Here is a 26965-nt window from a genome sequence, read left to right as displayed (position 1 = left end):
GGTGTATATTCGAACATATGTTCGATATCAAGCTTCCGTCGCTGGCGGGGATCCGCGAGTGTGATGACGCGGGCTTGGTCGATGCCATGCAGGCCGCGGCGCGTCTGCAGGCGGCGTTCCTGGCGCGGGTGTTTGCCGCGGGGGCGGAGTTATATCACCGGCGGTTGGCCGAACAGGAGGTCGCGCGTCGCGAGATCTGGGCCATCGATGGTTGGGAAGCAGTGGCCGCCGAGGTGGCGGCGGCCCAGGGCATCAGTCGTGGGCGTGCGGCGGGGCAGTTGCGGATCGGTCTGGCTCTCGCGGAGCGGCTGCCCAAGCTCGCGGCGCTGTTTGCGGCAGGTCTGGTGGACTACCAGGTGGTCGCGGCGGTGGTGCATCGCACCGAGTTGATGATGGATCCGGATGCCATCCCGCGGATGGACCGGTGGTTGGAGCGCAACGCCGCCCGGTGGGGCACCTGGTCGCGCAGCCGCATCGTCGAAGCCGTCGACTACTGGGTGCAGGTCCTCGAACCAGCTGCGGTGCGCGAAGCGCGCACCTTCGAACGATCTCGCCACATCGGTGTGATGCCGCAGCATTCGGGTTTGGCCGAGATCTTCGGCGACGTGCGCACCCCCGACGCGTTGGCGTTCGATCAGCGGCTCAGCGAACTGGCCGCGACCGTGTGCAAAGCCGATCCGCGCACCAAAGGCGAGCGGCGGGCCGACGCCTTGCGGGCGCTCACCGCGGGCGCCGCCACGATGGCGTGTGAATGCGGCTCGCCGGAGTGCCCCGCCGCCACCGGCGATGCGCCCGTGGGTGCGGTGATGATCCACGTCATGGCCGAACAGGCCACCCTCGACGGGAGCTCCGAGGCACCTGGTTACGTCCCCGGGTTCGGCGGCATATCGGCGGAGGCGCTGCGCGAGGTCGCCAAGTCGGCCAAGGTGCGCACGGTTCGTCACCCGAAGGATGCGCCGCCGGAGCCGGGGTATCGTCCGTCGACGGCGCTGGCGGACTTCGTGCGCTGTAGGGATGTGACATGCCGGTTTCCCGGCTGCGGGCGCCCGGCAGAGTGCGCCGACATCGACCACACGGTGCCGTATCCGCTCGGACCGACGCACGCATCGAACCTCAAACTGCTGTGCCGTCCGCACCACCTTTTGAAGACGTTCTGGACTGGTGAGAACGGCTGGCGTGATCGGCAGGAGCCGGATGGAACCGTCACCTGGATCGCCCCGACCGGGCACACTTACGTCACCAAACCCGGAGGCGCCCTGTACTTCCCCCAGCTGGCCATTCCCACTGGGGAACTGGAGCTGCCGGTATGGTCACCGGTCGGCGACCGCGGGTTGATGATGCCGACCCGCAAGCGCACCCGGGCGCAGGATCGAGCAACGCGCAGGCAGTGCGAGCGCAACCGGACTGAGGCCCGCCTCGCCGCCGAAGCCGCCGAAGCGGCCCACCGACGCGCACTCGCGGCCTGCAACGATCCACCACCCTTCTAGCGCGCCCCGGGCCCGAGGGTCACCACCAGGTGATGCAGCATGAGGACGAACGTGATCGTCCATGCGGCCAGCGCGATCCAGCTCTGCACCGAGCCGATGTAGTAGACGATCGGCAGGTGGTCGGCCTGCCCCAGGTAGTGGCTGCCCACCCCGTACATGCCCAGTGGGAAGATCACGCTCCACCACGGCGCCTCATAGCGCAGTGAGATCCGGTGCACCACATGCCGCCACACCCCGGCGGCGATCAACGGCGGGATCAGCCAGGTGCCGAACGCCCAGAACAGCACCGACGTTCCGGCGATCAGACCACGGGTCGCGGTGACCATCGGAGCCTCGGCCATCTCGACGATCCGGGCGCCGGCCAACACGGTGATCGCGCTGGCGCCCATCCCCACCCAGTACTGCGGAATGAGTTCCTCGGGCAGCAGTGGGTAGAGCAGCAACCGCAACGCCACGAAGACCCCCGCGGCGCCGTAGAGGAACACCCCGATCGACCAGGACACCACCGCGAGCAGCGCCAAACTCTGGCGCCACGGACCGTCGATGTCGACCTCGAGCACCGCGGCCAGCACCGCGACGGACTGGCTGGCCACCACCCAGATGAACCAGGTGCCGTTGGCCCGTCGCACCACCGGGCGCTCCGAGGTGCCCAGCACCGCGGTCCACGGAATGAGATAGCCGAGCACCAGCCACGCCAGCGAGCTGACTATCAGCAGCCCGGCCGCCACCCTCGTATGCCCGTCGATGACGAGGCGGGCCCCTAGCACGTTGGTGGCCGAGACGAACGTGAACAGCCCGAAGGCGCGGCCGGAATCGGACAGGTCGGCCCGGAACGCGTGGGGAAAGGCGATGATTCGTACCGCCGACACCGTCACCAGCACCAGGTAGGACAGCACGGTCACCCACAGCAGCAGCACCGACAACCGGTAGGCCTGCTGGTGGTACATCGCCATCGACACCATGCCACTGGCCATCACCAGCGCGAAGTAGCCGGGGTTGAGGGTGCGAACCGCCTCCCGGGTGCCGCCAGCACCTCCCACGGTCAGTTGAGTATCAATACGGGACACCGATTTTCCGCCACTTTCCGCCGGTTCCCGGCTCCTTGGGTCGGGTCGCAACCCGGCTACGCACCACGATGTAGGGCCGCCACAGGTACCACAGCGGATAGCTCCAGGCATGAACCAGGCGGCTGAACGGCCAGACGAAGAAGATCGCCCACGCCGCGATGGCGTGCACCTGATACATCAGCGGCGCGCTCGCGATCGCCGTGACGTTCGGGTCCATGGCGAACAGGCTACGAAACCAGACACCGACCGTGTTGCGGTATTCGTAGTGCGAGGTGTTCTGGATGCCCAAGGTCAGATAGATGCCAAGCAGCACGATGATGCCCAGCAGGATCAGCGTCAGATAGTCCACCGCGCTGGTGGTGGCGCGCACTCTCGGCACCGCGGTGCGCCGCAGCAACAGCACCCCGCCACCGATCAGCACTCCGATCGCCGCGGCCGACCCGCCGATGGCCGAGAAATCTTGGTACCAGGTCTCATGGATACCGAGCCAATCGGTGAACGACTTGGGAATCAGGATTCCCATGACGTGGCCGGCGATCGCGGCGAAAGTGGCGTAGTGGAACAGCGGGGCACCCCATTTGAGCAGCCGCCGCTCCTGTAACTGGGTGGAGCGGCTCGTCCAACCGAACTGGTCATAGCGCCAGCGCCAGATGTGCCCGACGATGAAGACGGCGATCGCCACATACGGCAGGATCACCCACAAGATCAGCTGCCAGGGGGTTATCTGTGGCATTGCGCACCTCCCAGGGCGTCGGAGCCGGTTCCGTAGCCAGACAGGTAATCCGGAGGAGCGAACGGCTCCAAACCCACCTCTTCGGCTGGGGGTCCTGCCTTCCAGGCCGCCTGAACCCGCCCCAGCTCGCGCTTACCGAGTTTCGGCAAGGCGGCGGTGACCGCGGCGATGACGTCGGCGTAGGGCGACTCGGCTTTGACCAGGGCGCGACGCAACAGCTCCAGGTCACTGCGATGGTTCGCCAACAGCCGCTCACCCTTCGGGCACAGCGCGGCGAAATCCAAGACGATCGGCAGGAAGTCGGGCAGGTCGTGATCGCAGACCACGAAGCCGGCGTCGCGGTAGGCAGCCTTGAACACCACCATCGCCATACCCCGCTTACGGGTGTCGCCGTAGCGGTAGTAGGTCAGGTAGAGCGCGCACCGTCGACGCAGGTCGAATGTCGCAACGTAGTGCGCGGCGACGTCGGTTGCGGGTGTGGCGCCCAGCCAGTTCAAGAACGTCCCGAAGGACTCCCGGGCCGCCTTGGGACCGGCGGTCGCCGCGAACCGTTCCAGTTCGGGCAGCCCGTCGAAGAGCGCTTCGGTCGGATACTGCAGCAGCACCGATGCCAGTTTCGCGGTCGCGGTATTCACGCCGAACCCGGTTCCGGGAACATTCCGGGTGCAGCGTCCCGGCCATTCCAGTTGAGCAGGTTGAGCCGGCCCGCCGGGCGGCCGGCATGTTTGGGGGTGTTCGCCGCGGAATCGGAATCGGAATGCGGCGGATGGTAGGCCCCGATGCCGTGCGGGCCGGTCGGGCCCATACCGCCCATGCCCGGGCCGCCGTCGGTGTCCAGGCTGCAGAACAACTGCTCGTGCTGGCCCATCAACCGGCCCGCCTCCTCGGCGTGCGCGGGCGGGATAACGTAGCGCTCTTCATATTTGGCGATCGCCAGCAGCCGGTACAGATCGTCGAGATCGTCAGCGGTCGCCCTCACGCTGGCCGGCAAGTCGGTGTCGATGGACAGACCAAGCTGGCCTGCCCGCTGGATGGCCCGCACCGCGGCGAGCTTTCGCAGCACCGTGCGCACCACGTCGGCATCGCCCGCGGTGAACAGGTTGGCCAGGTATTCAACCGGAATGCGCAGCGCGTCGATGGTGGCGAACACCTTGTCCGGGTTGTCGACGTCGTAGCCTTGGGCGCTCACCACGTCGGCGACCGGTGACAGTGGCGGGATGTACCAAACCATCGGCAGCGTACGGTATTCCGGGTGCAACGGCAGCGCCACCCGGTGGCGTACGGCCAGCTCGTAGCACGGTGAGCGTTTGGCTGCCTCGATCCAGTCGTGCGGGATACCGTCGCGTTCGGCGGCGGCCTGCACGTCGGGATCGTGTGGGTCCAGAAACACCCCGAGCTGGGCTTCGTAGAGGTCCTGCACATCCGGGACGGCCGCGGCGTCGAGCAGCTTGTCGGCGTCGTAGAGGAACAACCCGAGGTAACGCAGCCGGCCCACGCAGGTCTCCGAGCAGATGGTGGGCAGTGCTTGTTCGATGCGGGGATAGCAGAAGGTGCATTTCTCGGCCTTGCCGGTGCGGTGGTTGAAGTAGACCTTCTTGTACGGGCAGCCTGACACACAGAACCGCCAGCCTCGGCACCTGTCCTGATCGACCAGCACGATGCCGTCTTCGGCGCGTTTGTACATCGCCCCGGAGGGACAGGAGGCGACACATGACGGGTTGAGGCAGTGCTCGCAGATCCGCGGCAGGTAGAACATGAAGACCTCTTCGAACTCCATCTTCACCTGTTCTTCCAGGCCCGCGAGGTCGGGGTCGCCCGGAGCCAGCTCGGGAGCGCCGGCGAGATCATCGTCGAAGTTGCTGCCCCACTTCACTTTCATGTCACGGCCGGTCAGCGCGGAGATGGAATGCGCTGTGGGGTTCGGTGTGCCCAGCGGTGCGTCGATGACGGTCTGATAGTCATAGGTCCAGGGGTCGCCGTAGTCGTCGATGCTCGGCAGGTCCGGGTTGTAGAAGATCGACAACAGCTTGCGCAGCCGGCCACCGGCCCGAAGCTGCAGCCGGCCTTTGCGGTCCAACGTCCAGCCGCCGTGCCATTGGTTCTGGTCCTCATAGCGTTTCGGGTAGCCGATGCCCGGCTTGGTCTCGACGTTGTTGAAGTAGACGTACTCGGTGCCGGGACGGTTGGTCCACACCTGCTTGCAGGTGACCGTGCAGGTGTGGCAACCGATGCACTTGTCGAGGTTCATCACCATCGACACGTTGGCCATCACCCTCATTGGTATTGCACCTCCTGGGCGCGGCGGCGGATGACGGTGATCTCGTCACGCTGGTTCCCGGTCGGGCCGTGATAGTTGAACCCGAACGACTGCTGCGCATAACCGCCGATCATGTGGGTCGGTTTGATCACCAGCCGGGTCAGCGAGTTGTCACCGCCGCCGTGGTAGTCCGACACCTCGGTCTTCGGCGTCATCAGGTGCCGGTCCATGGCGTGGTACATGAACACGGTGCCTTCCGGCATCCGATGAGTGACCACCGCCCGGCAGGCCACCACGCCGTTGCGGTTGAACGCCTCAATCCAATCATTGTCGGCCACATCGATTTTCGCTGCATCCTGCGGGCTCATCCAGATCACCGGCCCGCCGCGGAACAGCCGCAGCATGTGCAGGTTGTCCTGGTATTCGGAGTGGATCGACCACTTCGAATGCGGCGTGAGATAACGCACCGTGATCTCGCGGCGGCCCTGGGCACGCATGCCCTGCTCACCGAAGTGGCGCAGGTAGTTCAGCGGTGGGCGGTAGACCGGCAGCCATTCTCCGTATTCGGCGATCCAATCGTGGTCGAGAAAGAAATGCATCCGACCGGTGAGGGTGTGCCAGGGCTTCTTTCGCTCGACGTTGACCACGAACGGCGAGTAGCGCCGGCCACCGGTCTCGCTGCCGGACCATTCGGGTGAGGTGATCACCGAGCGGGGCTGGGTCTGGGTGTCGTCGAAGGTGATCTGCTCACCGGAGCGCTCCGCAGCCAAGTCCGCCAACAGCATTCCGGTACGTTCCTCCAGTGCCTGCCAGCCCTGCATCGCCACCTCGCCATTGGTGGTGCCCGACAGCGCCAGAATGGCCTCGGCCATATGGATGTCGCGACCCAGCGACGGTCGGCCGTCCCCGGGGCCGCCGTGCACGATTCCGTTCTGCCGGCCCAGCCAGTCGACCGCGGTGGTCGGCTTCCACGAGATGCCTTTGACCCCGGTGCCGACCGTCTCCACCAGCGGGCCGAGCGCGGCCATTTTGGCTGCCACGGCGGTGTAGTCCCGTTCGACGGTGATCAGTCGGGGCATCGTCACCCCGGGTATCGGGTCGCTCTCACCCCGGGTCCAGTCGGCCACGACCCCGCCGGGTTGCGCCAGCTCGTCCGCCGAATCATGCATCAACGGTGCGGCGATCACATCGGTGCGGGTGCCCAGATGCTCGCTGGCTAACCGGGAGAAGGCGCGGGCGATCGTGGCGAAAGTATCGAAGTCGGTGCGGGCTTCCCACGGCGGGGCAATGGCCGGGTTGAACGAATGCACGAACGGATGCATGTCGGTGGTGGAGATGTCGTACTTCTCATACCAAGTCGCCGCCGGCAACACGATATCGGAGTAGGTGCAGGTGCTGGTCATCCGGAAATCAAGGGTGACGGCCAAGTCCAGCTTGGCGGTCGGTGCGGTGTCGCGCCAGCGCACCTCCGACGGTCGCAACGCCTCCGGGGTCTCCTCGGCACGCACCGCATTCTGGGCACCGAGAAGGTGTTTCATGAAATACTCCATGCCCTTGCCCGAGGAACCCAGCAGGTTGGCCCGCCACACGGTCAGCACCCGCGGGAAGTTCACCGGGTTGTCCGGGTCCTCTCCGGCGAAACGCAGCCGCCCGGCCGTCACCTCGTCGACCACGTAGTCGGCGACGCTCTTGCCCTCCTGCGCGGCGGAGGCAGCCAGACTCAACGGGTTCCGATCGAACATCGGGTGCGACGGTGTCCAACCCAGTCGCGTCGCCTGCGCCAGCGCGTCGGCCATCGCCCGGCCGCGAAACAGGCCGGGGCCCAACGGTGAGGACAGCTCGTCGGCGCCGAATTGCTCGTAACGCCATTGGTCGGTGTGCAGGTAGAAGAACGACGTGCCGGTCATCTGCCGGGTCGGCCGTTGCCAGTCCAAGGCGAATGCGACTTGCTGCCACCCAGTCAGCGGTCGCACCTTTTCCTGCCCGACGTAGTGCGCCCAGCCGCCCCCGTTGACGCCCTGACAACCGCACAGCATGGTCAACGTGAAAAACGTGCGGTAGATCTGGTCGGAGTGAAACCAGTGGTTGGTGCCGGCGCCCATCGCGATCATCGACCGGCCGTGGGACAGTTCGGCGCTGCGGGCGAACTCCCGCGCCACCCGGGCCGCGGCGGCAGCCGGCACCGAGGTGATCGCTTCCTGCCAGGCCGGCGTATTGGGTTGAGCTGCATCGTCGTAGCCGGTCGGCCATTGTCCGGGCAGGCCGTCGCGGCGCACCGCATAGTGGGCCATGAGCAGATCGAAGACCGTCGTCACCAAATGCTCGCCGATACGCAGCACCGGAACACCGCGCCGGATCGCCGACCCGCCCTCGGTGGCGCCGATATCGAAGCGCGGCAGGTCGATCCGGGCCGATTCGGTGCCATCACGGCCGTACAGCGTCAGCACTGGATCCACCTCGCCGAGGTCGAGGTTCCAGCTGCCCTTGCCGGATTCGCTGAAGTGGTCGGCCACCGTGCCGTTGGGCACGACGGGTTCCCCGGTGGCCGAGTCCAGCAGCACGGTGCGGTGGGCGGCGTGCTCAACATCGCGGCCGAGGTCGGCGGCGGTCAAGAAACGGTCGGGGACGTAAGCGTCCTCGCGTTGCCGCAGGGTGACCAGGAACGGCAGGTCGGTGTAGGTCTTCACGTAGGACTGGAAGTAGGGCACCTGCCGGTCCCGGAAGAACTCGGAGAGCACCACGTGCCCCATCGCCATCGCCAGCGCGCCATCGGTGCCGGGGGCGCACGCCAGCCAGTCGTCGGCGAACTTGGTGTGGTCGGAGTAGTCGGGGCTGACCACCACCACCTTCTGGCCGCGGTAGCGCGCCTCGGTCATGAAATGCGCGTCCGGGGTACGGGTGATCGGCAGGTTGGTGCCCCAGATGATCAGATAGGCGGCATTCCACCAGTCACCCGATTCCGGGACATCGGTCTGATCGCCGTAAACCTGCGGTGAGGCGATCGGCATGTCGGCGTACCAGTCGTAGAACGACAGGATGGTGCCGCCGATCATCGACAGAAACCGGGTCCCCGCGGCGTAGGAAACCTGCGACATCGCCGGGATGGGGGAGAACCCCACCACCCGATCCGGGCCGTATTCGGAGATCGTGTGCACATGTGCGGCGGCGATCAGCTCGCTGACTTCGGCCCAGGACGCCCGCAGGAAGCCGCCCTGACCGCGGGCCGACTTGTAGCGGGCTGCACGCTCGGGATCGCCGGTGATCTCCGCCCAGGCGGCCACCGGGTCACCGAGCCGGTGGCGCGCCTCCCGCCACATCGCCAGCAGCGGCTCCCGGATGTAGGGGTAACGGACTCGGGCCGGCGAATAGGTGTACCAGGAAAACGATGCGCCCCGCGGGCATCCGCGCGGCTCGTACTCGGGGCTGTCCGGTCCCACCGACGGGTAATCGACCGCCTGGGTTTCCCAGGCGATGATGCCCTCTTTGACGTAGATCTTCCACGAGCACGAACCGGTGCAGTTGACCCCGTGGGTGGAGCGCACCACCTTGCCGTGCCGCCAGCGCTGCCGATAGAACTCCTCGGCGCCGCGCCCGCCCCGGCGATGTACCTCGCGGTGATCCGGTGTCGGGGTGCCGGGGGTGAAGAATTGTGCGCGGCGCAGCAGCGATTCGATCGGCTCGCCGCCCGGTAGCAGCGGCGCCAACGACGCCTGTGGTGTGCTTGCCGTCATCGCCCCGGCCTCCGTTCGTCGCGGATCTCACCGTGGATCAGATTTCGCCCGGCCTCGACGTTGGGGTCAGCACCATCCCAGCGAGAGCAGCACTGCGTCCCGGTATACCACCGGAGCCGATCCGAAAACGCAGATCGAGTCGCTTCGTACCGTTTTCTTCGCGAGCGCCGAACAGCCGAAGCCACTATGTCTCGTGGTCATGGCTGTGCGGTGCCATCGGACCCGGGTCGACCGGGATGTGGCCGCCGCGGCGGTAGGCGGCGTGCAAGGTGCGCACCCACTGGCACAGCGCGTCGACGGTGCGCTGGTCGTTGCGCGACAGGGCCAGGACGGGGGCGCCGGCGCGGGCGGCCCGGGCATCGGCAATCATCTGCCGCACATCGACTTCGACGTAGGCCCCGAGGTCGATCTTGTTGATCACCAGCAGGTCCGCGCGCGCGATTCCGGGTCCGCCTTTGCGTGCGACGTCTCCGCCGCCGGCGACATCGAGGACGAAGATCTGGGCGTCGACGAGGCCGGGGGAGAAGGTGGCGGTGAGGTTGTCGCCGCCGCTTTCGATCAAAACGATGTCGAGCGGAGCGAAATCGCGTTCGAGGTCTTCGACGGCAAGCAGATTCATCGTGATGTCGTCGCGGATCGCGGTGTGCGGGCAGGCGCCGGTTTCCACGGCGCGGATCCGCTCGGCGGGCAGAATTCCTTGCGCCCGCAGAAAACGCGCATCCTCGTCGGTGTAGATGTCATTGGTGACGACACCGAAGCGGTAGACGCCGGACAAGTTGCGGCACACCGTGGCGATCAGGGAGCTCTTGCCGGTGCCCACCGGCCCGGCTACTCCCAGCCGTAGCGCACGCGAGTCGGGGTGGATTGGTTGGGCGTCAGGCACTGTGCGGCTCCTTCTCGAGTGGGACTTCATCGGATTGCCACGGAGTCCCGAGGTCGTCGAGGCCCGCGGTCAGCGACCGGCGCAACGCGAGGCTGTCGTCGGCAAGCGCGCAGACCAGCGCCGCCGGGCCGGCCAGCGGCAGCAGCGCGGCCGACGGGCACAGCGTGGCACTGCGCTGCGTCGTCCAATCCCGTTGCGGATCCACCACCAGCACCGAGCCCACGGCCCGGTGGTCGGCGGCGACCGCCGCACTGTTCCAGCCCGGGGCGTCGGCCCCGATATGCAGGTCCTGGCGGTAGAGCGGCTGTCCGGCGCGCCGGATCCGCAGCCGCTGGAAGATGGTGCCCGGTTGTTCGCCGTGGCGGCCCAGTACCAGCTCTTCACGCAGCAGCAACCGGGCGGTGTCGGCCAGGTCGACCTGCACCTCGTTGAGGTGGTTGCAGTTTGCCGCGGCGATCAACGGCTCGGCCAGCCAGACCAGGGTGGCGCCGTGTGCCACCCGGACCCGTACCGAACTGCGGGAGCAGCGCCCCTGCGCGCCCGGCAGCAGCACGGTGGCGGAGATGTCGGTGAGGACCAGGGAGCTGTTGGCTCCCACATCGATGTCGAAGTGGGTTTCGTCGCCACCCACCGGTCCGGCGGCGCCCGCGGCCACACTCACCCGGACCGGCGCGGGTAGCCGATCCGCCCACGGCTGCGGTTCCTTGGGCCCGGTGATGCGCGGGACGATCGAAGCCTGGGCGCGCAGGGCGCTGACGTGGCTGATCCACTGTCCGTCGCCGCCGATCGTGGCTTCGGTGGCCAGCCGTGCGTAGGCGCGCATCTCGCCGGGTTGCGGTTCAGGAAGCAAATAGCCGCGCCTCCTGCCGGACGTGATGTTCAGCGGCGATATCGAGCAACGGGGCGGTGTGCGCCGGCAAGTCCGGCGCCGGGGTGTCGGCGTGACCGGCAGCGGTGGCGGCCAGGGCATCGAGGTCGGCCAGCAGATCTGCCAGCACGGCATGGACTTCGAGCGGATCGAGGCTGATCAACCGGACCGCGGCGGCGGCCGGCCCAGCCACGCTGTCATACAGCGTCGCCGTGGCCGCCTCTCGCGCATCGAGGTCGAAGACGGCGGCGACCACCCCCATGGCGATCGGCTGGTGCGGGTGTCGGCCCAGCGCATCGAGCTGGGGGGCCGGCCGGATGGTGCGCATCGCCCGCTGCAGTTGACGGCCCAGGGCACGCGAGACGCTGCGCAGCGCCGGTGAGGGCATCCGGGCATCGAGTTCGGCTTCCAGGCCGGCAAGTCGCGGGATGTTGTCCGCGGTGGCCGCGCTGCAGGCCGCGGCGGCGAATGCGGCCGCGACGGCACCCGAGGTGGCGGCCCGTCCGCGCAGGAAGTTCTCCAGGCTGGCTCGGTCATGTACGCGTCCCGCCTGAACCGATGCCTCGACGCCGCCGGAGTGCGCGTAACCGCCGGCCGGTAGCCGCCCGTCGGTGAGCAGCAGCAGCACAGCGGGCGTGGTTGGCATGTCAGTAAAGGAAGTAACGCTGGGTCATGGGCAGCTCGGTCAGGGGTGGATGATTGGCCACCTGCCCGTCGATGCGGACCTCGAAGGTGTCGGGGTTGACGTCGATGGTCGGCAGCGCATCATTGTGGGGCAGGTCGGCTTTGCTGCGTCCGCGCATGTTCTTGACCGGCACGAGCCTGCGTTCGACGTTGAGCCGGTCGGCCAGCCCGTCGTCGAGGGCGGCGGGCGCGACGAACGCGACGCTGGTGGCCGCTGCGGCGCGGGTGAAGGTGTTGTAACCCAGCCGCGGCAACACCGGCTCGGGGGTGGGCACCGCCGCGCTGGGGTCACCGAGCAACGCCAGCGCGCCCATGCCCCCTTTGAACACCGCGGTCGGCTTGACCCCGAACATGGCCGGCGACCACAGCACGAAGTCGGCCAGTTTGCCGACGGCAATGGATCCGATTTCGTCGTCGAGGCCGTGGATGATCGCCGGGCAGATCGTGGTTTTGGCGACATAGCGCCGGGCGCGCTCGTTGTCGGCGCGCTCGTCCGAGGTCAGCGGACCGCGCAGTTGCTTCATCGCGTGGGCGGTCTGCCAGGTACGCAACACCGTCTCGCCGAGGCGCCCCATCGCTTGCGCGTCAGACGACATCGCCGAGATCGCGCCGATGTCTTGCAAGATGTCTTCGGCCGCGATGGTGCCGGCCCGCACCCGGCTCTCGGCGAACTGCAGCTCCGCGGGAACCTTGGGATTGAGTTGGTGGGCCACCAAACACATGTCGAGCTGCTCATCGACGGTGTTGACGGTGAACGGGCGGGTCGGTGTGGTCGACGACGGCAGCACATTGGGCTCACCGGCGATCCGGATGATGTCGGGAGCATGGCCGCCGCCGGCGCCCTCGGTGTGGTAGCTGTGAAAGCTGCGGCCTTTGACCGTGCGCATAAGATCTTCGACGAAGCCCGCCTCGTTGAGGGTGTCGCTGTGGATGGCAACCTGCACGCCGGCCTCGTCGGCGACCCGCAAGGCGGTGTCGATCACCGCCGGTGTCGCCCCCCAGTCCTCGTGGACCTTGAGCCCGGCGGCGCCGGCGCGCAACTGTTCCCACAATGCTTCCTCGCTGATCGTGGTGCCGCGTCCCAGAAACGCCACGTTGACCGGCCAGGGGTCGAAGCCCTCCAGCATCCTGGCCAGCCACCACGAGCCCGGAGTCGCCAGGGTGGCTTTGCCCCCGTCGGTGGGTCCACTGCCGCCGCCGACCAGTGTGGTGATGCCGGCTTGCAGTGCCACCTCGCACATCTGCGGGTTGACGAAGTGCACGTGGGTGTCGATGGCGCCGGCCGTCATGATCATTCCGGTGCCGTTCATGATCTCGGTCGAGGGACCGATGACCAGGCCGGGGTGAACGCCGTCCATCACGTCGGGGTTCCCCGACTTCCCGATCGCGGTGAATCGGCCGTCACGAATTCCGACGTCCGCCTTGATGATTCCCCAGTGATCGAGGATCACTACGTTGGCGATCACCAGGTCGGGGGTGCCCTGCGCGCGGGGAGTATGTGATTGGCCCTGGGATTCGCGCCCGGATTTGCCGCCGCCGAACACGATCTCGTTGCCGCCGACGCAGTGGTCCTCTTCGATCTCGATGAACAGGTCGGTGTCGGCCAGCCGCAGCTGATCGCCCTTGGTGGGGCCCAGCATCATCGCGTACAGCTGGCGGGGGATTTCAGGCATCGAGCGGGCCTTTGCATTCGCCGCGGAACCCGGCGGCGATTCGGCGGCCACCGAACGGAATGAGCTCGATCTCCTGGGTCACGCCGGGGTCGAAGCGGCTCATGCCGCTGGAGATGATGTTCTGCCGCTTACCCCAGGCCGCCTTGCGGTCGAACTCCAGCGCGGGGTTGGCCTCGGCGAAATGGAAATGCGAGCCGACCGAGATCGGCCGGTCCCCGGTGTTGACGACCTTCACGGTCGTGATCTCGCAGCCGAGATTGATGGGCACCGGGGCGTCCCCGAAGATGATGGCACCCGGCGCCGAGGGTTTCATGCTCGAGGTGGGGCCCGGCTGCACCATTCCGATCGGCGCCTTGCCGGTGCCCATCGGAATCGACTTGCCGGAGCCGGAGCGTCGGCGCCGCAGCGGGGGCACGTGGCGCTGCGTTGCCGAAACCAGTTTCTCCAGCCGGGGATTGCGCTGCAGGACGCGTTGGGTCCGGGCGACCGTCCGACTGGCCGCGCCCGGCAGCCACGAGCTTTTCTGGGCCCGCTGCATGCGGTTGGTGAGGGTGTCCCTGATCTTGTCGGTCAATCCGCTCATGGCAGCTGCTCTCGTCGCGTCCCGTCCCGAAACATGTTGGCAACTAAGGCGTTCGGCGACGTCAATGAATGGGCTGGGGAACGGTCACCAATTTGGTGCCGTCGGGGAACGTCGCTTCGACGTCGATCTTCTGCAGCATCTCGGCGATGCCGTCCATCACGTCTTCGCGTTTCAGGACGTTGCGCGCCGCATCTTGTAGGTCGGCTTTCGTTCGGCCGTCGCGGGCTCCTTCGAGCACGAACTGGGTGACCACCGCGGTGGCTTCGGGCAGGTTGAGCTTGAGGCCGCGCTTGCGGCGTTTGAGCGCCACCTCCGCCGCGGTGTGGATCAGTAGACGTTCCTGTTCCTTGAGCGTCAAGAACATCGCCGCTCCTTTCGCCGGGCGCCAACGCCTATACGCCACACCACGGTGCGGGGCTACCCGGCCGTTGAGCGCGTTAAACGCAGGGCATCGGCTTACCCGCCTGCCGACTTCTGCTGCACAGATAGTGGTTTCAGCTTCAGTCGAGCAGCTGCCGCAGCACGTATTGCATGATGCCGCCGTGCCGGTAGTAGTCGGCTTCGCCGGGGGTATCGATGCGCACCTTGGCATCGAACTCCACGTCGCCGGCTTTGACGTGCACGGTGTCGGGGATGCTGTCGGCCAGTGCGGTCACCCCGGTGATGTCGAAGGTCTCCTCACCGGTCAGGCCCAGTGAGTCGGCGTCGGCGCCGTCGGGGAACTGCAGTGGAAGCACACCCATCCCGATCAGGTTGGAGCGGTGGATCCGCTCAAAGGAGACCGCCAGCACCGCCCGCACCCCGAGCAGCGCGGTGCCCTTCGCGGCCCAGTCGCGCGACGACCCGGATCCGTATTCCTTGCCCGCCAGAATCACCAACGGGACGCCGGCCTCGAGGTAGTTGACCGACGCGTCGTAGATGGTCGACACCGGAGCGTCCGGCTGGGTGAAGTCGCGGGTGAAGCCGCCCTCGGTGTCGGGCGCCAACTGATTGCGCAGCCGGACATTGGCGAACGTGCCGCGGATCATCACCTCGTGGTTGCCGCGCCGCGAACCGTAGGAGTTGAAGTCCTTGCGCTCAATGCCGTGTTCGGACAGGTACTTTCCGGCCGGGGAGTCATACCGGATCGACCCGGCCGGGCTGATGTGATCGGTGGTGACCGAGTCGCCCAGTTTGGCCAGCACCCGGGCGCCGGTGATATCGGTGACCGGTTCCGGCTCGCGGGTCATGCCGTCGAAGTACGGCGGCTGGCGTACGTAGGTGGAGTCCGGGTCCCAGGAGAAGGTGTCACCCTCCGGCACCTTCATCCCGCGCCAGCGCTCGTCGCCGGTGAAGACGTCGGCGTAGCTGGCGGTGAACATCTCGGCCTGCAGGTTCTCGTCGACGACGGCGCTGATCTCCTCGGTGGTCGGCCAGATGTCACGCAGATACACCGGCTCGCCGTCGCTGCCGGTGCCGAGCGGGTCGCTCAGCAGGTTGACCCGCAGCGTGCCGGCCAGCGCGTAGGCGACCACCAGTGGTGGGGAGGCCAGAAAGTTCATCCGCACCTCGGGGTGGATGCGGCCCTCGAAGTTGCGGTTGCCCGACAGCACCGAGCACACCGTCAGGTCGTTGTCGACGACGGCCGTGCTCACCTCCGGGATCAGCGGGCCGGAGTTGCCGATGCAGGTGGTGCAGCCGTAGCCGACCAGGTTGAAGCCGAGCTTGTCCAGGTACGGGGTCAGGCCGGCCCGGTCGTAGTAGTCGGTGACCACCCGCGACCCGGGTGCCAGCGTGGTCTTCACCCAGGGCTTGCGGGACAGACCCTTGTCGACGGCGTTGCGGGCCAGCAGGGCCGCGCCGATCATCACCGAGGGGTTGGAGGTGTTGGTGCAGGAGGTGATGGCCGCGATCACCACGTCGCCGGTATTGATGTCGGTGCTGGTGCCGTCCGCCAGCTCGACGGCGACCGAGGCGGACGGCCAGTCGCCGTCGACGCATTCGCTGTGCGGCTTGCGGGGCCGGCCCTGGGGACTGCTGGTGTCACCGAAAGCGATCGGGTCGCTGGCCGGGAAGGAGTCCGCGGACGCCTCGTCGAGCTCCGACAGCGCCTGTTCGGTCGTTTCGGCACCGCCGAGCAGTGCGCAGACGGTCTGCGGGGCCAGCTTCAGCGGGATGCGGTCCTGCGGGCGTTTCGGCCCGGCGATCGACGGCACCACGCTGCCCAGATCCAGTTCGAGCACTTGGGAGTACGCCGGCTCGTTGTCCGGGTCGTGCCACATGCCCTGCTCTTTGGTGTAGGCCTCCACCAGCTTGATGCGGTGTTCGGATCGGCCGGTCAGCCGCAGGTAGTCCAAGGTGACGCCGTCGACGGGGAAGATCGCGCAGGTGGCCCCGTACTCGGGGCTCATGTTGCCGATCGTGGCCCGATTGGCCAGCGGGACGTTGGCCACGCCGGGGCCGAAGAACTCGACGAACTTACCGACCACCCCGGTGCGCCGCAGCAGCTCGGCGACGGTGAGCACCAGGTCGGTGGCGGTGGTGCCAGGCTGCAGTTCGCCGGTGAGTTTCAAGCCCACCACCTGGGGGATCAGCATGCTCATCGGCTGGCCCAGCATGGCGGCTTCGGCTTCGATCCCGCCGACGCCCCAGCCCAGCACCCCGAGGCCGTTGACCATCGGGGTGTGCGAGTCGGTGCCGACCAGGGTGTCCGGATAGGCCAGCGGGCCGTCCGCACCATCGCGGGTGAACACCACCCGGGCCAGATATTCCAGGTTGACCTGGTGACAGATGCCGGTGTCGGGCGGCACCACCGAGAAGTCGTCGAAGGCCTGCTGTCCCCAGCGCAGCAGTTGGTAGCGCTCGGCGTTGCGCTCGAATTCCAGCTCGGCGTTGAGCGCGAACGCGTCGGTGCGGCCGAAGACGTCGGCGATCACCGAGTGATCGATCACCAGCTCGGTGGGGCACAGCGGGTTGATCCGTTTGGTCTGCCCGCCCAGCTCTGCGATCGCGTCGCGCATCGCCACCAGGTCGACGACGCACGGCACCCCGGTGAAGTCCTGCATCAGCACCCGCGCCGGGGTGTAGGCGATTTCCCGGCCGTGCTCGGCCTTGGGATCCCATGCCGCCATCGCGCTGATCTGTTCGTCGGTCACCAGGTGGCCGTCTTCGTTGCGCAGCAGGTCTTCCAGCAGAACTTTGAGACTGTAGGGCAGTCGCGCTGACCCGTCGATGCGATCGAGCCGCCGGATCTGATAGGTGGTGTCGTCGACGGCTAGCTGGTCTTTGGTTCCGAAGCTATCGAGAATGTCGTGTGCGGCCATGAGCGGCCCCTCTCGCCGGTCGGATCGGGATACCAACGACGATAGTCCGTAGAACCGGCGGGGCTAGGGCCCAAATACGACGCTTATTTGTGAACGGCGAAATGCGTGATGGCACCGGAACATTCGAGTTCGCCGACGGTCAGGCCGGCTTCGGTGAACCACCGTCGGGCGTCGTCCAGTGTGCCGCCGGGACCGAAGGTGCCGCTGGCCCGCATCAACACCATGTAGGCGTCAGCGCGGCGGACCTGGCCCCGGGTGGCGAAATCGCCGACGAGCCGGCCGCCCGGTTTGAGGCATCGGGCGATCTCGCGGATGGCGGCGGCCGGATCAGGCAGGCAGTGCAACCCGTTGAAGCACACGCAGAGGTCGAACTCGTCATCGGCGAACGGGATCGCGTCGATGCTCGCCTCGATGAACTCGACGGTGTCGCTCTGCTCGGGGCGCAGCCGCTGGCGGGCGTAGTCGAGCATGCCCGCCGAGATGTCCATCGCGACGTAGCGGACGCGTTGGCCGGGTTTGAGGCGGGCGATGGTGATGCCGCCACCGCAGGGCACATCCAGTACCGCAGAGCCGTCGGGCAGGTCGGCGACGATGTTCATCGCCTGGTAAATGCGGTCGACGTCGGTGCCGAAGAGCAGCCGACCGGCGACGCGAGCCGCCCCGGGCTGTTCAATCGCGCGGGCGTAGGAGGCGCCGACGGTCCGGGCGAACAGCCGGCTCTGCCAGAGCTGGCTGACGTTCATCAGCCGTGCTGGGCTGCGGCCTGCTCGAGCACCGGCCGCTTGTCCGGGCAGTAGGTGTGGATCGAGGCGCCCAGGAACTGCCAGGCCTGCGGCTGGGTGGTGCCCTTCTGCAGGTTGGGGGTGATGAAGCGGACCGACTTGGCGGCGTCGCCGTCCACCCCCTTGTCCAGGCGCTCGCAGACGATCTTGCCCAGCCAGGCGTTGTAGTCCCGTGGGCCGTAGATGCCGTAGGTGTGCAGTTCGTTGGCGAAATCAATGTCGGGGTCGGCCTGCGCAGGTGCCGCCAGGGCCACCGCCAAGCCCATGACCGCCGCGGCAAGGGTCGTCGACTTCATGGGGTGCAGTCTAAACCCAGCTGCTTAGGTGGTCTACCTTTGCCGCTGTGCGCTGCGCCACCCAGGGTCCGCTGATCTGCACGAACGGTGCACGGGCGGCGGCGAAGGCGGCAGCTGCTGCGGCACGCGATTCTAAAATGTTTCCTGAGCTTTATAAATTTGTGACTATTAGCCAGATTTCTCGTATCCTATCTACCCGTGGGCCGACACGAGTTAGCCAGCGAGCGCCGAAAGTCATCGGCATTGATGGCCGTAGTCATCGCACCAGTGGCAGTGTTCTTTGCTGTGGGCGGCAGCGCCAATCCCACAGTCCCCACCGAACCCGCACCGGTGGTTGCTGAGGCCGAGTCCCCAAGCGGAATGCAGCTGGTCTCGGCGCCCGCCGACTACCTGCGGCAGGGCACGCCCGCCGGGGTCGCGGCGGCGTCTCGAATGCGGGTGGTTTCGCGCTTCCTGCCCGCCGGGGTCGCCCCGGAACGAGGCCTTCAGGTCAAGACGATCCAGGCGGCCCGCAGCATCAGCGACGCCTTTCCGCAGATCCACCAGATCGGCGGCGTACGTGCCGACGCGTTGCGCTGGCACCCCAATGGGCTGGCGCTTGATGTGATGATTCCCAACCCCGGCAGCGCCGAGGGCATCGCGCTCGGCGACTCGATCGTGGCCTACGTGATGGAGAACGCGGACCGGTTCGGCCTGCAGGACGCCATCTGGCGCGGCGTCTACTACACACCCGGCGGGGGAGCGCAGCGCGGCGGTTATGGCCACTACGACCACGTCCACGTCACCACCACCGGTGGCGGCTATCCCAGCGGCAGCGAGGTCTACCTGCGCTGAGCCGCAACCGGCTCAGCGCGCCTCGGCGCCGCCGCCCTGCGGCCGGTCGACGAAGAAGTCCATCAGCGGCGCAGGCCCACCGCCGTAGCCGGACAGGTCGGTCACGCCGGCCTGGGCCAGCACGTCGGCGTCGATGTAGCACTGCCCGCTCGCCTCGGCGGCCGGGCGTCGCAGAATCGCCACGGCGGCGTCCGCCATGATCTGCGGGCTGCGGGCCTGCTCCAGCAGCTGGCCGCCGGCGGGGGAGTTGGCGACCGCGGACGTCGCGATGTAGGTCTCCGGCCACAGGCAGTTGCAGGCGATTCCGGCCTCGGCGTACTCGGCGGCCCAACCCAATGTCAGCAGGCTCATGCCGTACTTGGACAGCGTGTAGGACGGGTGGAGGCCCAGCCAGTACGGGTTCAAGTTGAGCGGGGGAGCGATCGTCAGCACGTGCGCCGCGGCAGACCTCCGCAGATGCGGCAGGCAGGCCTTGGTCAACAGGAACGTGCCGCGGACGTTGATGTCCTGCATCAGATCGAACTTCTTGGCCGACAGCTGCTCAGTCGGCTCGGTGGCGATGGCGCTGGCGTTGTTCACGCAGATGTCGATGCCGCCGAACCGGTCCACGGCGGCGTCGACGGCGCGCTGCACGTCGTCTTCGCTGCGCACGTCGCCCACCACGGCCAGAGCTTTGCCGCCGGCGGCTTCGATCTCGGCGGCGGCGGTGTGCACCGTTCCCGGCAGCCGGGGGTGGGGTTCGGCGGTCTTGGCCAGCAGCACCACGTTGGCGCCCAGCCTCGCCGCGCCGAGTCCGATCGCCAAGCCGATGCCCCGGCTGCCGCCGGACACCACCATGGTGCGGCCGGAGAAGTCACTGCCCGTCATGGTGTTGTCTCTCCTGTTCGTCCTGCCCTGGTGATCCGGCCGAAAGCGTGACAGTTTAAGGACGATTTGTAAAGGCCTTGGTCGGCGCGGCGGCGCTCACGCACAAGCTACTGCTCATCACCTGCGACCGGCGAGCGGAGCCTTCCTGACTGCCTCTATCCTCGGCGGAGTGCCCGAGCCCTCCGTCGCTGAACTGCGCAGCCGGCTCGACGGCCTGACGATCCGCGACGCCGTGCACTTCGGCAGGCGCCTGAAACAGCTCCGCAGCGCCACGCCGGACAAGCTGCAGCAGCTGGCAGACCAGATCACCGCCGCCGAATCAATCGTGGCGGCGCGACGAGCTGCCGTGCCGGCAATCAGCTATCCCGACCTGCCGGTCAGCGAACGGCGCGACGAGCTCGCCGAGGCGATCCGGGAGCATCAGGTGGTGGTGGTGGCCGGGGCGACCGGATCGGGCAAGACGACGCAGCTGCCCAAGATCTGCCTGGAGCTCGGCCGCGGCATCCGCGGCACCATCGGGCACACCCAGCCGCGCCGGCTCGCCGCGCGCACCGTCGCCCAGCGCATCGCCGATGAATTGTCCGTTCCGATCGGCGACGCGATCGGTTACAGCGTGCGGTTCACCGACCAGGTCAGCGACCGCACCTGCGTCAAGCTGATGACCGACGGCATTCTGCTGGCCGAGATCGGCCGTGACCGGCGGCTGCTGCGCTACGACACGCTGATTCTCGACGAGGCCCACGAGCGCAGCCTCAACATCGACTTCCTGCTCGGCTACCTGCGGGAGCTGCTGCCCCGGCGGCACGATCTGAAGGTGATCGTCACTTCGGCGACCATCGAGCCACAGCGGTTCGCGGCGCACTTCGGGGGGGCTCCGATCATCGAGGTGTCCGGGCGGACCTACCCGGTGGAAATCCGTTACCGCCCACTGGAAGTCGCGGTCACGGCCGGCGTTACCGATGATCCCGACGATCCCGACCAGGAGATCGTGCGCACCGAGATGCGTGACGAGATCGAGGCGATCGTCGACGCGATCGGCGAGCTGGAAGCCGAGCCGCCCGGCGACATTCTGGTGTTTTTGTCCGGCGAACGGGAGATCCGGGATACCGCCGAGGCATTGGCCGGCCGACGAAACACCGAGGTGTTGCCGCTGTATGCCCGGCTGCCGACCGCTGAACAACAGAAGGTGTTCGCGCGGCGCACCGCATCCAACATCACCCGTCGGGTGGTGCTGGCGACCAACGTGGCCGAGACGTCGCTGACGGTGCCGGGCATCCGCTATGTCATCGACCCCGGCAACGCCCGCATCTCGCGCTACAGCAGGCGACTGAAGGTGCAGCGGCTGCCGATCGAGCCGATCTCGCAGGCCTCGGCCGCCCAGCGTGCCGGCCGCTGCGGGCGCACCGCTCCCGGCGTGTGCATCCGGCTGTACTCGCAAGCCGATTTCGAGGCCCGACCGGCCTACACCGATCCCGAGGTGCTGCGCACCAATCTCGCCGCGGTGCTGCTGCAGATGGCGGCGTTACGGCTTGGCGCGGTGGCCGACTTCCCGTTTCTGGACCCGCCGGATGCGCGCAGCATCCGCGACGGTGTGGCGCTGCTGGTCGAACTCGGTGCATTCGACGCGCAGGGGCAGATCACCGATCTGGGTCGCCGGCTGGCGCGGTTGCCGGTCGACCCGCGGCTGGGCCGGATGGTCCTGGCCGCGGACGAGGAGGGCTGTCTGCGTGAGCTGCTGGTGCTGGCGGCCGCGCTGACGATTCCCGACCCGCGGGAGCGGCCCACCGATCGGGAGGAGGCCGCCCGGGCCAAGCATGCCCGGTTCGCCGATGACGAGTCGGACTTCATGTCCTACCTCAACCTGTGGCGGTATCTCACTGAGCAGCGAAAAATGTTGAGCCGCGGTGCGTTCCGGCGGATGTGCCGCGACGAGTTCCTGCACTATCTGCGGATCCGGGAGTGGCAGGATCTGGTAGGGCAGCTGCGCAGCATCACCCGGGAAATGGGGTTGCGTGAGGCCGGTGTCGACGTCGAAGAGCCGGCTGGCCGCGCCCGCGTGCATGCGGCCCTGCTGGCCGGTCTGCTGTCGCACGTGGGTATGCGCCACGTGGACGGGCGCGACTATCTCGGTGCGCGCAACTCCCGCTTCGTGCTGGCGCCCGGATCGGTGCTGGCCAAACGGCCACCGCGGTGGGTGGTGGTGGCCGAGCTGGTCGAGACCAGCCGGTTATACGGGCGCACCGCGGCCCGTATCCAGCCCGAGGTCGTCGAGCGGGTGGCGGGCGAGGTGGTGCAGCGCAGCTACAGCGAACCGCACTGGGACGCCCAGCGCGGCGAAGTGCTGGCCTTCGAGCGGGTCACACTCTACGGTCTGCCGCTGGTGGCGCGCCGCCGGGTCGGCTACGCCCGGATCGAGCCGGCCGTCGCCCGGGAGCTGTTCATCCGGCACGCGCTGGTCGAAGGCGACTGGCAGAGCCGCCATGATTTCCTGGCCGCAAATGCACGGTTGCGGGCCGAGCTCGAGGAGCTGCAGGACCGGGCCCGCCGGCGCGACCTGATCGTCGATGACGACGATGTCTACGCCTGGTATGACGCCCGGGTACCAGCCGATGTCGCCTCCGCACGGCACTTCGACGGGTGGTGGCGCAAGCAACGGCACAAGACGCCGGACCTGTTGACCTTCACCCGCGCCGATCTGCTGCGCGCCGATGACAATGTCACCGCCGGCCGGCCCGACACCTGGCAGACCGGGGATGCGGCGCTGCCCCTGAGTTACCGGTTCGAGCCCGACGCCGCCGATGACGGCGTCACCGTGCACGTGCCCGTCGATGTGCTGGCCCGCCTCGGCGGTGACGCCTTCACCTGGCAGGTGCCGGCGCTGCGCGAAGAGTTGGTGACCGCGCTGATCCGCTCGCTGCCCAAAGAGCTGCGCCGCAACTTCGTGCCCGCCCCGGACACCGCCCGCGCCGTGCTACCCGCGCTTGACCCGGATGGCGGATCGCTGGTGGCGGCGCTGCAACGCGAGTTGCGGCGGCGCACCGGGGTCCTGGTGCCGCTCGAGGCGTTCGACGTCAGCAAGCTGCCGGCGCATCTGCGGGTGACGTTCGCCGTCGAAGCCCCTGACGGCTCGGAGTTGGCCCGCGGTGAGGATCTGCGCGGCTTGCAGGAGCGGTTCGCCGCATCAGCGCGCGACGCAGTGGCCGGTGCGGTAGCCGGCGATCTGGAACAAACCGGGCTGCGCGACTGGCCCACGGACCTCGACGAGGTGCCGCGGGTGATCGAGCATGTCGTCGGCGGGCGGGTGGTCCGTGGACACCCGGCGTTCGTCGATACCGGCGCCGCCGTCGACCTGCGGGTGTTCACCACCGCGGCCGAAGCGGCCGCGGCGATGCCCGGAGGTATCCGGAGGCTGCTACGCTGCAGCACGGCCTCACCGGTCAAAATGGTTGAGCGGCAGCTGGATCCGCGTGCCCGGTTGGCGTTAGGGGCCAATCCGGACGGGTCGCTGACGGCACTTCTCGATGACTGCGCCGACGCCGCGGCTGATGCGCTGATCGGCGAGCCGGTGTGGACGCGTGACGCGTTCGCCGCGTTGCGCGCCGCGGCCGGCAAAGCGCTGGTGCCGACGACGCTGGACGTTCTGGGCCGGGTGGAGAAGCTGCTCGCCGCCGCCCGCGACGTGGACCTGCTGTTGCCCGCCCAGCCGCCGGCTGCCCAACTGGACGCGGTCGCCGATGTACGCGACCAGCTGGCACGGCTGTTGGCACCCGGTTTCGTCGCCACCGCCGGGCGGGCACGCTTGGCCGACCTCACCCGGTATCTGGCCGCGATCCGTCGGCGTCTGGAGCAGCTGCCGCACGGCATCACCGCCGACCGGCAGCGGATGGCCCAGGTGCACGCCGTGCAGGACGCCTACGACGAGCTGCTTGCGGAGCTCTCCGCGACCCGCCGTGCCGCGCCCGACGTTCGCGACATCGGTTGGCAGATCGAGGAACTGCGGGTCAGCCTGTGGGCGCAGCAGCTCGGCACTCCGCGCCCGGTGAGCGAGAAGCGGATCTATCGGGCGATCGAGGCCGCTCGCGGGTCAGGTATGTGACGGGGTCGACGATTGCGGCGTAGCGCGATCCAGGGTCGAATAGCGCTGCGGGAAAGCATGATTCGCGTTCGACAACGCCCCGCAGAGTACCCCTATTACGTCACTGTGACGTAATGTTGCCGGGGAGCCCGCCGATTCGTGATTGCGGCGCCGTCGGAGCGGGTAGTGGTAATAGATCCCAGATGGGGGCTGGACACTATCGACGGAGGTCTCGATGGGCAACTTCATTCTTCGCGTGGCGTGCGCCGCGGCGGTGGCACTGGCGCCGGTGGCGTATGTGACAGCAGTGGCGCCTGGCGTCGGCTCGGCTCAGCCACCTGATTGCGGCCCGGGCAAATGGTGGAACCCGGGAGCCAATGCGTGCCAGCCCACGGCCCCGCCGAATTGCGGTCCGGGCAACTGGTGGAACCCAGCCGCCAATGCGTGCCAGCCGGTAGCGCCACCGCCGCCGCCACGGTAGACCGCCCGTTCCCGAGTCCGGTCGAGCCCGGCCGGTCGCGTTTCGATGGCGTGGTCGCATGGGTATGCGGAGCCGCGCGGCACACGCCAGATAGCGCCGTAGCAACCGGCCAGGGGAGGTCCATCCACATGTCCGACATGATCATCGAGACGCCCGACGAGGTCGTCGCATTGTTAAAAGCACAGCACAACCTCATCGAGGACATGTTCGATCAAGTGCTGCACGCAACCGATCCCCACGCGCGGGAGAAGCCCTTCGCACAGCTGCGTCAGTTGTTGGCTGTGCACGAGACGGCCGAGGAGATGGTCGTGCACCCACGGGTGCGCCGGGAGGTGGCTGCCGGCGATGCGATCGTCGACGCCAGATTGGGTGAGGAGCACTCCGCGAAGGAGCTGCTGTCGTCGCTGGAGGACCTCGACATCACCTCAGAGCAGTTCATCGACGAACTCGGCAGACTGCGCGACGCAGTGCTGGCTCACGCCGAGCACGAGGAACAGGAGGAATTCCCGAAGCTGCAACGCAAGCTCGACGCCGACGAGCGCAAGCGGCTCGCCACCGCGGTACGCCGAGCCGAGGCGATCGCGCCGACCCACCCGCACCCCGGTGTGGAATCGGCGAAGCTCAACTTCGCCGTGGGCCCGTTCGCATCGATGCTCGACCGCGCACGCGACCTCATCGGACGGTCCACTACGTAAATCCGCCGCGCGTGATGCCAAGCGGTTGTGCCCATGCTGCACAATTCGTCACTGTGACGTATTGACGCGGCTCACCAGGGGGCAGGAGTGTGGTCACCGGCGTTCGGTCATGGACGCGAGCGGCGGCAGGCGCATCCGACCGGGCGGGCCAACGCCGGATACGTGACCGGGCTGGCGAGCGCCGCGGTACTTGTTCGTCGTACGGTCGCGTTGGGAGCTGCGAGGGTGGTGATTGAAGACCGAGGCGCTTGCTGGTCGGCGTTTCGAGTTATCAGGCTTACCGGTTCCGCGACCGCCGGCGTCCAGTTCCAACCCGACGCCGATAATCGACATTATGTCAACTAGAGTACGCCCACGTTCGTCTTGTAAAGCCCCCACCGAATCGGACGGTGTTGTGCTGCACCCCAATAGCTTTCGTCCGACGATGCAATGCCGATAGCCTCGGATCACAGATCGAGGACAAAACGTCGAGCTTGGTCAATGGCCTGCATCTGATCTGGGCTGATCATTCCCTGACGAGCTGCCAGCCGTTCGACCGAGACGACTCGCAGTTGGTCGCAGCGCGCGTACGAGATGTGGTCCAGCCCGCTGGCCTGAGGCTCCAACTCGACATGGCTTCGCAGGCCGTAATCAGCAGTCGTGATCGGGACGACGACCACCAGACCACCCGGTCCGTTGTTGAGAATGTCCACCGACGCCACCACCGCCGGCCGGCGAAAGGCCGGCTCGTGTCCGATCGGCTGGCCGAGCTCGACGTTGTAGACCTCCCCTCGCCAGATCAAGCCAGCGTGTCCCACTCGCGACGTTCGGCCAGGTATCGCTCCCACAGTTCGGGCTCGTTGCGCAGGCGCTGGTAATCCCCGTTAAGCCCCCGCAGGAATTCCTGACGCTCCAAGGCGTCGATCGCTGCGTGCACGACATCGACCACGGCGATTTGACGAGCCTTGGCTAGAGATTGCAGCCGCTCGGAATCGGGACGGCGGACTCGGACAGTTGTGGTTTTTGCTGCCATGGAGCCAGACGAAATGTAGACACGGAGCACTGCGGATCATCCCGTGCTTTCAAAGCACATGAAACGCCAGGCAACATTCGGGGCCGCCAACCCCTTGCTCTTCTGCCCTGGGTGGGGCGCTCCCAGATTCTGAATCGAGGCGTCGGTGGCGATCCGCCGGACGGCCCGGGCAAGGAATACGGCGGAATCGAATACGGCGGGTTACCAGCAAAGCTTGCCGTATTGCACCTCGCCCCAACGGTTTCCATCCGATGTGACAGCGCAGCGCTCGGAGATCGAGCACGATCCGCAGCGCTGCATCAACGCGACGCGTCGCGTCCTCAGCAAGACTTTCCACTTCGGCGCGGATCGCCGCGCGGGCCTTCCGTCGCGCGGCATCGATACTTCATCGCGGGTACTCGTCCTCGGCGTCATCGCGACGCGCGGCCTCGATCACCTCAGGCGGTACCGGCCTACGCAACCACGCCTGCAGTCGCATCAGCCCGCTGGCGATTGTCCCGACAGCGAGCATGGCAACGATGATCCAGAGCGCGGTTGACATGCGGCAATTCTCCCCGGCCCAGGCGGTATGAGGCCGTATTCCCAGCTCTAAAGTTTCGCGCTGCGGTGTTTGCGCCCCTACTCCTCGGTGGCCGTGGTTTGGGATGCCGCGGGT

22 protein-coding genes are annotated in these 26965 nt (G+C 67.4%); 4 read left to right on the top strand and 18 right to left on the bottom strand.

Annotation, left to right across the window (positions count from 1 at the left end; translation table 11 throughout):
* Window positions 1-17: 17 nt before the first annotated feature.
* Complete coding sequence (locus tag A5694_RS04540; RefSeq protein WP_064920651.1) at window positions 18-1487, top strand: HNH endonuclease signature motif containing protein; 1470 nt, start codon at window positions 18-20, stop codon at window positions 1485-1487.
* On the opposite strand, the gene A5694_RS04535 is transcribed toward A5694_RS04540, so the two are convergent.
* The 14 genes from A5694_RS04535 to A5694_RS04470 all read right to left on the bottom strand — a co-directional run bounded on the left by A5694_RS04535 (window position 1484) and on the right by A5694_RS04470 (window position 18346).
* Window positions 1484-2554: a tellurite resistance/C4-dicarboxylate transporter family protein gene (locus A5694_RS04535; protein WP_419179696.1), complete on the bottom strand. Its 1071-nt coding sequence runs from the start codon at window positions 2552-2554 to the stop codon at window positions 1484-1486. The two genes, A5694_RS04540 and A5694_RS04535, sit on opposite strands and share 4 nt — an antisense overlap.
* On the bottom strand, window positions 2541-3287 hold the full coding sequence (gene narI, locus A5694_RS04530; RefSeq protein WP_234787901.1) for a respiratory nitrate reductase subunit gamma: 747 nt from the start codon (window positions 3285-3287) through the stop codon (window positions 2541-2543). The genes A5694_RS04535 and narI overlap by 14 nt, the downstream gene beginning before the upstream one ends.
* Window positions 3275-3922: a nitrate reductase molybdenum cofactor assembly chaperone gene (gene narJ, locus A5694_RS04525; protein WP_064920649.1), complete on the bottom strand. Its 648-nt coding sequence runs from the start codon at window positions 3920-3922 to the stop codon at window positions 3275-3277. The genes narI and narJ overlap by 13 nt, the downstream gene beginning before the upstream one ends.
* On the bottom strand, window positions 3919-5565 hold the full coding sequence (gene narH, locus A5694_RS04520) for a nitrate reductase subunit beta (RefSeq protein ID WP_064920648.1): 1647 nt from the start codon (window positions 5563-5565) through the stop codon (window positions 3919-3921). Before narH ends, narJ begins: the two co-directional genes overlap by 4 nt.
* Complete coding sequence (locus A5694_RS04515) at window positions 5562-9275, bottom strand: nitrate reductase subunit alpha (protein WP_064920647.1); 3714 nt, start codon at window positions 9273-9275, stop codon at window positions 5562-5564. Before A5694_RS04515 ends, narH begins: the two co-directional genes overlap by 4 nt.
* 184 nt (window positions 9276-9459) lie before the next feature.
* Entirely contained in the window at window positions 9460-10188 is a 729-nt protein-coding gene (gene ureG, locus A5694_RS04510) for an urease accessory protein UreG (protein WP_064920646.1), read from the bottom strand.
* Window positions 10151-10981, bottom strand: a complete 831-nt coding sequence (locus A5694_RS04505; RefSeq protein ID WP_064920645.1) for an urease accessory protein UreD — start codon at window positions 10979-10981, stop codon at window positions 10151-10153. The genes ureG and A5694_RS04505 overlap by 38 nt, the downstream gene beginning before the upstream one ends.
* Before the next feature lie 16 nt (window positions 10982-10997).
* Entirely contained in the window at window positions 10998-11672 is a 675-nt protein-coding gene (locus A5694_RS04500) for an urease accessory protein UreF (protein WP_064920644.1), read from the bottom strand.
* A gap of 1 nt (window position 11673) precedes the next feature.
* On the bottom strand, window positions 11674-13383 hold the full coding sequence (locus A5694_RS04495; RefSeq protein ID WP_064920643.1) for an urease subunit alpha: 1710 nt from the start codon (window positions 13381-13383) through the stop codon (window positions 11674-11676).
* Window positions 13376-13966, bottom strand: coding sequence for an urease subunit beta (gene ureB, locus A5694_RS24475; RefSeq protein WP_234786338.1), 591 nt, complete (start codon window positions 13964-13966; stop codon window positions 13376-13378). Before ureB ends, A5694_RS04495 begins: the two co-directional genes overlap by 8 nt.
* A gap of 61 nt (window positions 13967-14027) precedes the next feature.
* The gene (locus tag A5694_RS04485) at window positions 14028-14330 is read right to left on the bottom strand and encodes an urease subunit gamma (protein ID WP_064920642.1); all 303 of its coding nucleotides are present in this window, start codon (window positions 14328-14330) and stop codon (window positions 14028-14030) included.
* A 136-nt stretch (window positions 14331-14466) separates the two neighbouring features.
* Window positions 14467-17268 carry an aconitate hydratase gene (locus A5694_RS04480; RefSeq protein ID WP_064920641.1) on the bottom strand — a complete coding sequence of 934 codons (2802 nt, stop codon included), beginning with the start codon at window positions 17266-17268 and terminating at the stop codon, window positions 14467-14469.
* Between the two features lie 83 nt (window positions 17269-17351).
* A complete protein-coding gene (locus tag A5694_RS04475) occupies window positions 17352-18011 on the bottom strand; it encodes a class I SAM-dependent methyltransferase (RefSeq protein ID WP_064920640.1) in 660 nt (219 codons plus the stop codon).
* Window positions 18011-18346: a DUF732 domain-containing protein gene (locus A5694_RS04470; protein WP_064920639.1), complete on the bottom strand. Its 336-nt coding sequence runs from the start codon at window positions 18344-18346 to the stop codon at window positions 18011-18013. The genes A5694_RS04475 and A5694_RS04470 overlap by 1 nt, the downstream gene beginning before the upstream one ends.
* A 198-nt stretch (window positions 18347-18544) precedes the next feature.
* On the opposite strand from A5694_RS04470, the gene A5694_RS04465 reads away from it, so the two are divergent.
* Window positions 18545-19180, top strand: coding sequence for a glycoside hydrolase (locus A5694_RS04465; RefSeq protein WP_082952503.1), 636 nt, complete (start codon window positions 18545-18547; stop codon window positions 19178-19180).
* Window positions 19181-19192: 12 nt separating this feature from the next.
* Here the strand turns inward: A5694_RS04465 and A5694_RS04460 are convergent, their stop codons facing one another.
* Window positions 19193-20047, bottom strand: coding sequence for an SDR family oxidoreductase (locus tag A5694_RS04460; protein WP_064920637.1), 855 nt, complete (start codon window positions 20045-20047; stop codon window positions 19193-19195).
* Between the two features lie 169 nt (window positions 20048-20216).
* Between A5694_RS04460 and hrpA the strand changes: the two genes are divergently transcribed.
* Entirely contained in the window at window positions 20217-24143 is a 3927-nt protein-coding gene (gene hrpA / locus A5694_RS04455) for an ATP-dependent RNA helicase HrpA (RefSeq protein WP_064920636.1), read from the top strand.
* A 588-nt stretch (window positions 24144-24731) separates the two neighbouring features.
* Window positions 24732-25298: a hemerythrin domain-containing protein gene (locus A5694_RS04450; protein ID WP_064920635.1), complete on the top strand. Its 567-nt coding sequence runs from the start codon at window positions 24732-24734 to the stop codon at window positions 25296-25298.
* A 446-nt stretch (window positions 25299-25744) separates the two neighbouring features.
* Here the strand turns inward: A5694_RS04450 and A5694_RS04445 are convergent, their stop codons facing one another.
* From A5694_RS04445 to A5694_RS23930, 3 genes are all read right to left on the bottom strand, one after another.
* Complete coding sequence (locus A5694_RS04445) at window positions 25745-26095, bottom strand: type II toxin-antitoxin system PemK/MazF family toxin (protein WP_234787900.1); 351 nt, start codon at window positions 26093-26095, stop codon at window positions 25745-25747.
* Window positions 26077-26310 carry a hypothetical protein gene (locus tag A5694_RS04440; protein WP_064920717.1) on the bottom strand — a complete coding sequence of 78 codons (234 nt, stop codon included), beginning with the start codon at window positions 26308-26310 and terminating at the stop codon, window positions 26077-26079. Before A5694_RS04440 ends, A5694_RS04445 begins: the two co-directional genes overlap by 19 nt.
* Window positions 26311-26695: 385 nt before the next feature.
* Window positions 26696-26851, bottom strand: a complete 156-nt coding sequence (locus tag A5694_RS23930) for a hypothetical protein (RefSeq protein WP_165605188.1) — start codon at window positions 26849-26851, stop codon at window positions 26696-26698.
* Window positions 26852-26965 lie beyond the last annotated feature (114 nt).

The organism is Mycolicibacter sinensis (genome assembly GCF_001667945.1).
GTDB lineage: Bacteria > Actinomycetota > Actinomycetes > Mycobacteriales > Mycobacteriaceae > Mycobacterium > Mycobacterium sinense_B.
The sequence above is the reverse complement of the archived record's forward strand: the minus strand, read 5'-3'. Positions and strand labels throughout refer to the sequence as shown.